The organism is Nonomuraea sp. NPDC005730 (assembly GCF_040630865.1).
Lineage (GTDB): Bacteria > Actinomycetota > Actinomycetes > Streptosporangiales > Streptosporangiaceae > Nonomuraea.
Genome location: NZ_JBEXYK010000088.1, coordinates 22,461 through 29,623 on the forward strand (window position 1 = coordinate 22,461; position 7,163 = coordinate 29,623).

General features: G+C 73.7%; 5 protein-coding genes. 2 read left to right on the top strand and 3 right to left on the bottom strand.

Annotated elements, in window-relative coordinates:
• Positions 1 to 9: 9 nt before the first annotated feature.
• Both gndA and ABZ444_RS47915 read right to left on the bottom strand, forming a co-directional pair.
• Positions 10 to 1,434 (bottom strand): NADP-dependent phosphogluconate dehydrogenase, encoded by a 1,425-nt coding sequence (gene gndA, locus ABZ444_RS47910; protein WP_358011169.1) that lies wholly within the window; start codon positions 1,432 to 1,434, stop codon positions 10 to 12.
• 68 nt (positions 1,435 to 1,502) lie between these two features.
• Positions 1,503 to 2,195: an HAD family hydrolase gene (locus ABZ444_RS47915; RefSeq protein ID WP_358011178.1), complete on the bottom strand. Its 693-nt coding sequence runs from the start codon at positions 2,193 to 2,195 to the stop codon at positions 1,503 to 1,505.
• 24 nt (positions 2,196 to 2,219) lie between these two features.
• On the opposite strand from ABZ444_RS47915, the gene ABZ444_RS47920 reads away from it, so the two are divergent.
• A complete protein-coding gene (locus tag ABZ444_RS47920; protein WP_358011172.1) occupies positions 2,220 to 2,864 on the top strand; it encodes an SDR family oxidoreductase in 645 nt (214 codons plus the stop codon).
• Positions 2,865 to 2,945: 81 nt separating this feature from the next.
• Complete coding sequence (locus tag ABZ444_RS47925) at positions 2,946 to 5,450, top strand: ATP-dependent Clp protease ATP-binding subunit (RefSeq protein ID WP_358011174.1); 2,505 nt, start codon at positions 2,946 to 2,948, stop codon at positions 5,448 to 5,450.
• Positions 5,451 to 5,454: 4 nt separating this feature from the next.
• On the opposite strand, the gene ptsP is transcribed toward ABZ444_RS47925, so the two are convergent.
• Complete coding sequence (gene ptsP / locus ABZ444_RS47930) at positions 5,455 to 7,044, bottom strand: phosphoenolpyruvate--protein phosphotransferase (RefSeq protein ID WP_358011176.1); 1,590 nt, start codon at positions 7,042 to 7,044, stop codon at positions 5,455 to 5,457.
• Positions 7,045 to 7,163 lie beyond the last annotated feature (119 nt).

The window sequence follows — 7,163 nt, forward strand, 5'->3', positions numbered from 1 at the left end:
CGGGGTCGGTCAGGCGGGGTGCTCGGTGCGGTCGCCCGACCAGTCGGTGTGGAAGACGCCCTCCCGGTCCACCCGGTGGTAGGTGTGCGCGCCGAAGTAGTCGCGCAGCCCCTGCACCAGCGCGGCCGGCAGGCGGTCGCGGCGCAGCCCGTCGTAGTAGGCCAGCGCGGAGGAGAAGCCCGGCGTCGGCACGCCGATCCGCACGGCCGTGGTCACCACGCGCCGCCACGCGTCCTGCGCGGCGTTCAGCGCGGCGGCGAAGGTCGGGTCGGCCAGCAGCGTGGGAAGCTGCCGGTCGGCGTCGTAGGCGGCGCGGATGCGGTCGAGGAACTTGGCCCTGATGATGCAGCCACCACGCCAGATGGTGGCCATGGCGCCCGGGTCGACGTCCCAGCCGTACTCCTTGGAGGCGGCGGCGATCTGGTCGAAGCCCTGCGCGTAGGCGACGATCTTGGACGCGTACAGGGCCTGGCGCACGTCCTCGATCAGCTCGCGGCCGCCGACGCCGGACAGCTTCGGGCCCTCCAGCGACGCGGCGGCGGCGCGCTGCTCCGGGTGGCCCGACAACGCGCGGGCGAAGACCGCCTCGGCGATGCCGGTCACCGGCACGCCCAGGTCGAGCGCGCTCTGCACGGTCCAGCGGCCGGTGCCCTTCTGCTCGGCCTGGTCCACCACGACGTCCACGAACGGCCTGCCCGTGGCCGCGTCGACCTGCTCCAGCACCTCGGCGGTGATCTCGATCAGGTACGAGTCCAGGTCGCCCCGGTTCCACTCCCTGAACACCTCGGCCAGCTCGGCCGGCGTCGCCCCCAGGGCCTGGCGCAGCAGGTCGTAGGACTCGGCGATGAGCTGCATGTCCGAGTACTCGATGCCGTTGTGGACCATCTTCACGAAGTGCCCCGCGCCGTCGGGGCCGACGTGCACCGCGCACGGCACCCCGTCCACCTTGGCGGAGATGTCCTGCAGGATCGGGCCCAGCGCCTCCCACGACTCCTTCGAGCCGCCCGGCATGATGCTCGGGCCGAGCAGCGCACCCTCCTCGCCGCCGGAGATGCCGGTGCCGACGAAATGGATGCCGCGCTCGCGCAGCGCCGCCTCACGCCGCCGGGTGTCCTGGAAATGCGCGTTGCCACCGTCGACGATCATGTCGCCCGGCTCCATCAGCTCGGCCAGCTGGTCGATCACCGCGTCGGTGCCGGGGCCGGCCTTGACCATGATGATCGCCCGCCGCGGCCGCTTCAGCGACGCCACGAAGGCGGCCGGCTCCTCGGCCGGCACGAACGTGCCCTCCCCGCCGAACTCCCTGACCAGCTGCTGGGTGCGGGCCGTCGTGCGGTTGTGCACGGCGACGGCGTATCCGTGCCTGGCCAGGTTCCTGGCCAGGTTGCGCCCCATGGTGGCCAGGCCGGTCACCCCGATGTCTGCCAAATCCATCTCAATGCTCCTCTGTGGGGGATACGCACGATCAAGCTGGGAGGTTCGGCGAGATATTCCCCCTGCGCTCAGGACGGGGAGCGCACGCCGAGCTCGTCCAGCCTGTCGAGCATGTCCGCCGGATCGGCGTACACGCGGAAGGCCCCGGCGCGTTCCAGCTCGTCCCTGCCATATCCACCGGACAGCAGCCCGATGCCGAGCGCGCCCGCCCGGCGGGCGGCCAGCAGGTCCCAGACGCTGTCGCCCACCACCATGGCATGCAGCGGGTCCACCTGGACGAGCGCCGCACCGGCCAGGAACAGATCCGGGTCCGGCTTGGCCCGCCGCACCAGGTCGCGGGTGACCATCGGGGTGTCCTCCGGCAGGCCGAGCATGCCCAGCGCGAGCCGGGCCGTACGGGCGTAGCCGCTGGTCGCGATGGCCCACGGCACGCCGCGCGCGGTCAGCTCGCCGAGCAGCTCGGCCGCCCCCGGCAGCGGCCGGACCGACTCCACCTGCTGCTCGTACGCCTCGGCGTGGGTGACCTGCAACTGGTCGATCTGCTCCTGGCTCAGCTTCAGCCCGGTCTCGCGCAGCAGCGCGCTGACGAACAGGCCGCCGCTCATGCCGATGCGCCGGTGGATGCGCCACACCGACAGGTCGATCCCCATCCCGGACAGCGCCTGCCGCCAGGCGATGACGTGCTGGTAGACGCTGTCGATCAGGGTGCCGTCCAGGTCGAACTGGAACGCGGGCGTGGGGGCCTGCGGGAAGTCGTTCATGACGTCCATGACACCATGGGAGGTATGCGGATCATCATCGCGGGTGGGCACGGCAAGATCGCGCTGCGGCTGGCCGAGCGGCTCGGGTCCGGCGCGGTCGGCCTGGTGCGCAACCCCGCGCACGTGGCCGACGTCGAGGCCACGGGGGCCGAGGCAGTGCTGTGCGACCTGGAGAAGGCCACCGCCGACGAGGTGACGGAGATCCTGCGCGACGCCGATGTCGTGATCTTCGCGGCCGGCGCCGGCCCGGGCAGCGGCGCGGCCCGCAAGGACACCGTCGACCGGTCCGCGTCCGTCCTGATGGCCGACGCGGCCGAACGGGCGGGCGTGCGGCGGTTCATCCAGATCTCCTCCATGGGCGCGGGCCGCCCGCCCGCGCCGGGCAGCGACCCGGTCTGGGCCGCCTACATCGAGGCCAAGACCGCCGCCGAGGACGACCTGCGCGCCCGCGACGGCCTGGCCTGGACGATCCTGCGCCCCGGCCGCCTGACCGACGAGCCCGGCACGGGCCTGGTCCGGCTGGCCCCCGAGGTGCCGCCCGGTTCGGTGCCGCGCGACGACGTGGCCGCCGTCGTCATGGCGCTGCTGGAGAACCCGGGCACCGCGCATCGCACGCTGGAGCTCGTCTCGGGAGACACCCCGGTCATCGATCTCATCGCCACTGAGTAATGCGTCCCCTTTGCCGATTGCTGGCTATGACTTGCGGCTTCTTCGGCTAGATGTCCCCATGATGCGCTAGGGGGAGATCAAATGTCCGACATGCCGTTCAGGTCGTTCTTCGGGGGAGATCCGTTCAGGGGGTTCGAGGAGCTCACCGGGCGGGTGTTCGGCGGGATGGAAGGCTGGCCGCCGTCGCGTCCCAGCGTGCAGCGGGTCGACGTGGGCAAGCTGCTCAGCGCCTCGGCCAGGGAGGTGCTCAGCCGGGCCCTGGAGGTGGCCGGGCAGCGCGGCGCGCAGGACATGGACGTCCTGGACATCCTCGACGCGCTGACCGAGTCCGACGCCACCCGCCCGCTGATGCAGGCGGCGGGCGTCGACCTCGGCAGGCTGCGCGACCGCATCGACGCCCTGACCGGACCCGGCACCGGGACCGAGCCGCCCACCACGCTCACCCCGGCGGCCAAACGCGCCGTCCTGGACGCCCAGCGCATCTCCCGCGCTCTCCAGTCCTCCTACATCGGCCCCGAGCACCTGCTGCTCGCCGTGGCCGCCAATCCCGACTCCGGCGCCGCCCGCCTGCTCCAGGAGCAGGGCGTCTCGGCCAACGAGCTGCAGCAGGCCATCATGTCCGGCGCGTCCCGTCAGCAGCACGGCGACGGGCGGCGGCCCACCGACACCCCCGCGCTCGACGAGTACGGCCGCGACCTGACCGAGGAGGCCAGGCAGGGCAGGATCGACCCGGTCGTCGGCCGCGAGGACGAGATCGAGCAGGCCATCGAGGTGCTCTCGCGGCGCACCAAGAACAACCCGTGCCTGATCGGCGAGCCCGGCGTCGGCAAGACCGCCATCGTCGAGGGCATCGCCCAGCGGATCGTCAACGGCAGCGTGCCCGACACGCTCAAGGACCGCCGCGTCGTCGCGCTCGACCTGACCGGCATGGTCGCCGGGTCGAAGTACCGGGGCGAGTTCGAGGAGCGCATCAAGAAGGTCATCGACGAGGTGCGCGCGCACGCCGACGAGACCATCGTCTTCATCGACGAGGTGCACACCCTGGTCGGCGCCGGCTCCGCCGAGGGCGGCATGGACGCGGCCAACATCCTCAAGCCCGCCCTGGCCCGCGGCGAGCTGCACGTCATCGCCGCCACCACCATCGACGAGTACCGCAAGAACATCGAGAAGGACGCCGCGCTCGAACGGCGTTTCCAGCCCATCCTGGTCAGCGAGCCCACCGTCGAGCAGACGGTCGAGATCCTGGCCGGGCTGCGCGACGCGTACGAGGCCCACCACCAGGTGCGCATCACCGACGAGGCCCTGGACGCCGCCGCCAACCTCTCTGCCCGCTACATCCCCGACCGTTTCCTGCCCGACAAGGCCATCGACCTGATGGACCAGGCCTCGGCCCGGGTCCGGCTGCGCTCACGCGCCCCCGACAGCGACGTGCGCGAGCTGGAGGAACGCCTCGACGCGCTGCGCCGCGACAAGGACCAGGCGGTCACCTCCGACGACTTCGACCGGGCCAAGGAGCTCACCGTCCAGATCGACAAGCTCCGTCCCGAGCTGGATCGCGCCCGGCAGGGCCACGACACCGTCCCGCAGGTCATGGTGGAGGACATCGCCGAGGTCGTCTCCCGGCGTACCGGCATTCCCGTCACCCAGCTCACCGAGCAGGAGCGCGAGCGCCTGATGCGGCTGGAGGAGCACCTGCACGAGCGGGTCATCGGCCAGGACGAGGCCGTCGTCGCCATCGCCGAGGCGGTGCGCAGGGCCAGGGCGGGCCTGTCGGACCCCAATCGGCCCATCGGCAGCTTCCTGTTCCTCGGCCCGACCGGCGTCGGCAAGACCGAGCTGGCCAGGGCGCTGGCCGCCGCGCTGTTCGGCGGCGAGGACCACATGGTGCGCATCGACATGAGCGAGTTCCAGGAGCGGCACACCGTCTCCCGCCTGATCGGCGCGCCCCCCGGGTACGTCGGCTACGAGGAGGCCGGCCAGCTCACCGAGGCCGTCCGCCGCCGCCCGCACGGCGTCATCCTGCTCGATGAGATCGAGAAGGCCCACCCCGACGTCATGAACATCCTGCTCCAGATGCTCGACGACGGCCGGCTGACCGACGGCCAGGGCCGCACGGTCGACTTCACCAACACCATCGTCATCATGACCAGCAACATCGGCGCCCAGCTCATCCTGGACGCCGAGGGCGACACCCCGCAGCTCCAGGACGAGCTCATGGACCTGCTGCGCCACTCCCTGCGCCCCGAGCTGCTCAACCGCATCGACGAGGTGATCGTCTTCAAGCGGCTGGAACGCGAGCAGCTGCGCCAGATCGTGGACCTGCTGCTGGAGCGCACCCGGCAGCGGCTGCGCGGCCAGGACGTCACCCTGGAGGTCAGCGACGAGGCCAAGGACTGGCTGGCCCGGCGCGGCTACCAGCCCGAGTTCGGCGCCCGCCCGCTGCGCCGCACCGTGCAGCGGGAACTGGACAACCGCCTGTCCACGATGCTGCTGACCGGCGAGGTGGGCGAGGGCGGCAAGGTCACCGTGGACGTCGAGGACGACCGGCTCCGGCTCAGGGCCCACAACCCCGAGCCGGTCGGCTGACCGGTCAGCGCCGCGGCGCGCGGACGCGCTCGCGGCACTCCTCCAGGGTGAGGGCCGCCAGCGCCTCGCGGACGACCGGCACGCACACCGGGGCCATCGACAGGCTGGACACCCCGAGCCCCACCAGCAGCGGCGCGACCGCCGGGTCGCCGGCGGCCTCGCCGCACACCCCGACCGGCTTGCCCGCCCGCAGCCCGGCCTCGGCGCACATGCCGACCAGCCGCAGCAGGGCGGGCTGGGCCGGGTCGAGCAGGTCGGACAGGCCGGGATGCTGCCGGTCGGCGGCGAAGGTGTACTGGGCCAGGTCGTTGGTGCCCACGCTGAGGAAGTCCACCTCGGCCAGCAGCTCGTCGGCCTGGAGGGCGGCCGCGGGCACCTCGACCATCACGCCCGCGCGGGCGATGCCGCGGGCGCGCACGCGGCGGGCGAAGTCGGCCGCCTCGCGCGCGGTGGTCACCATCGGGGCCATCACCCGCACGTCGGCGCCCGTGGCGCGGGCGGCCTCGGCGATGGCGTCGAGCTGGGCGTCCAGGACGCCGGGCAGCACGCGGTCGACGCGCAGGCCGCGCACGCCCAGCGCCGGGTTGGGCTCGGCCGGCAGGCCGAGGAAGGGCAGCGGCTTGTCGGTGCCGGCGTCGAGCGTGCGCACGGTCACCGGCCCGCCCCCGGCGAACACCTCCGCGTACGCGGCGACCTGCTCCTCGTGGGAGGGCGGCCGCCGGCGGTCGAGGAACAGGAACTCGGTGCGGAACAGGCCCACGCCCTCCGCGCCCGGCCGCAGGTCCGCGGCCGAGCCGATGTTGTGCAGCAGCCTCACCGGGTGGCCGTCGGCGGTCCTGCCGGGGCCCGTGCCGGCCGCCAGCCGCTCCCGGTCGCGCCGGTCGGACTCCCGTACGCGGTCGGCCTCCGCGCCGGTGAGGCCGACCGTGACCTCGCCGGTGACGCCGTCCACGCCGATCACCGTCCCGTCGGGGACGTCCAGGACGCCCGCGCAGGCCACCACGGCGGGCAGGCCGCGGCCGCGGGCCAGGATCGCGGTGTGGCTGGTGGGCCCGCCGCGCTCGGTGACCAGCGCCAGCACCCGCGGGCCCAGGCCGACGGTGTCGGCGGGCGACAGGTCCCCGGCCACCAGCACGAACGGATGGCCGGGGTCGGGCACGCCCGGCATGGGCAGGCCCAGGGCGGCCGCCACCGCGCGGGACCTGAGATCGTCGAGGTCGGCGGCCCGTTCGGTGAGGTAGCCGCCCAGCGCGGCCAGGGCCTCCTGGTGCGCGGAGAAGGCGGCGTCCAGGGCGTGCGGGGCGTCCAGGCCGTCGTCGCGCACGTGCGCCTCGGCCTGTTCACGCAGCTCCGGATCGGCGGCCATCATGGCCAGCGCCTCCAGGATCTCGGCCGCTTCGGCGCCGGCGTGGGCGGCGCGGCGTTCCAGGTCGGCGGCGAGGGCGTCGAGGGCCTTCGCGGCGGCGGCCGTCTCGGCGCCGGGGTCGGTGACCCGGCGGGGGGCGGGCAGCACGGGCGGGGCCGCCATCCGCACCACGGGCCCGGCGGCCCGGCCCTGGCTGACTCCCACGCCCTTCAGCGTCGCCTCAGGCATCGAACGCCTCACCGGCCCCGGTGGCCCCAGCCGCAGTCGCCGTGGCCGCCCCCGTGGCCGCCCCCGTGGCCGCCCCCGTGGCCGCCCCCGTGGCCGCCCCCGTGGCCGCCCCTGTGGCC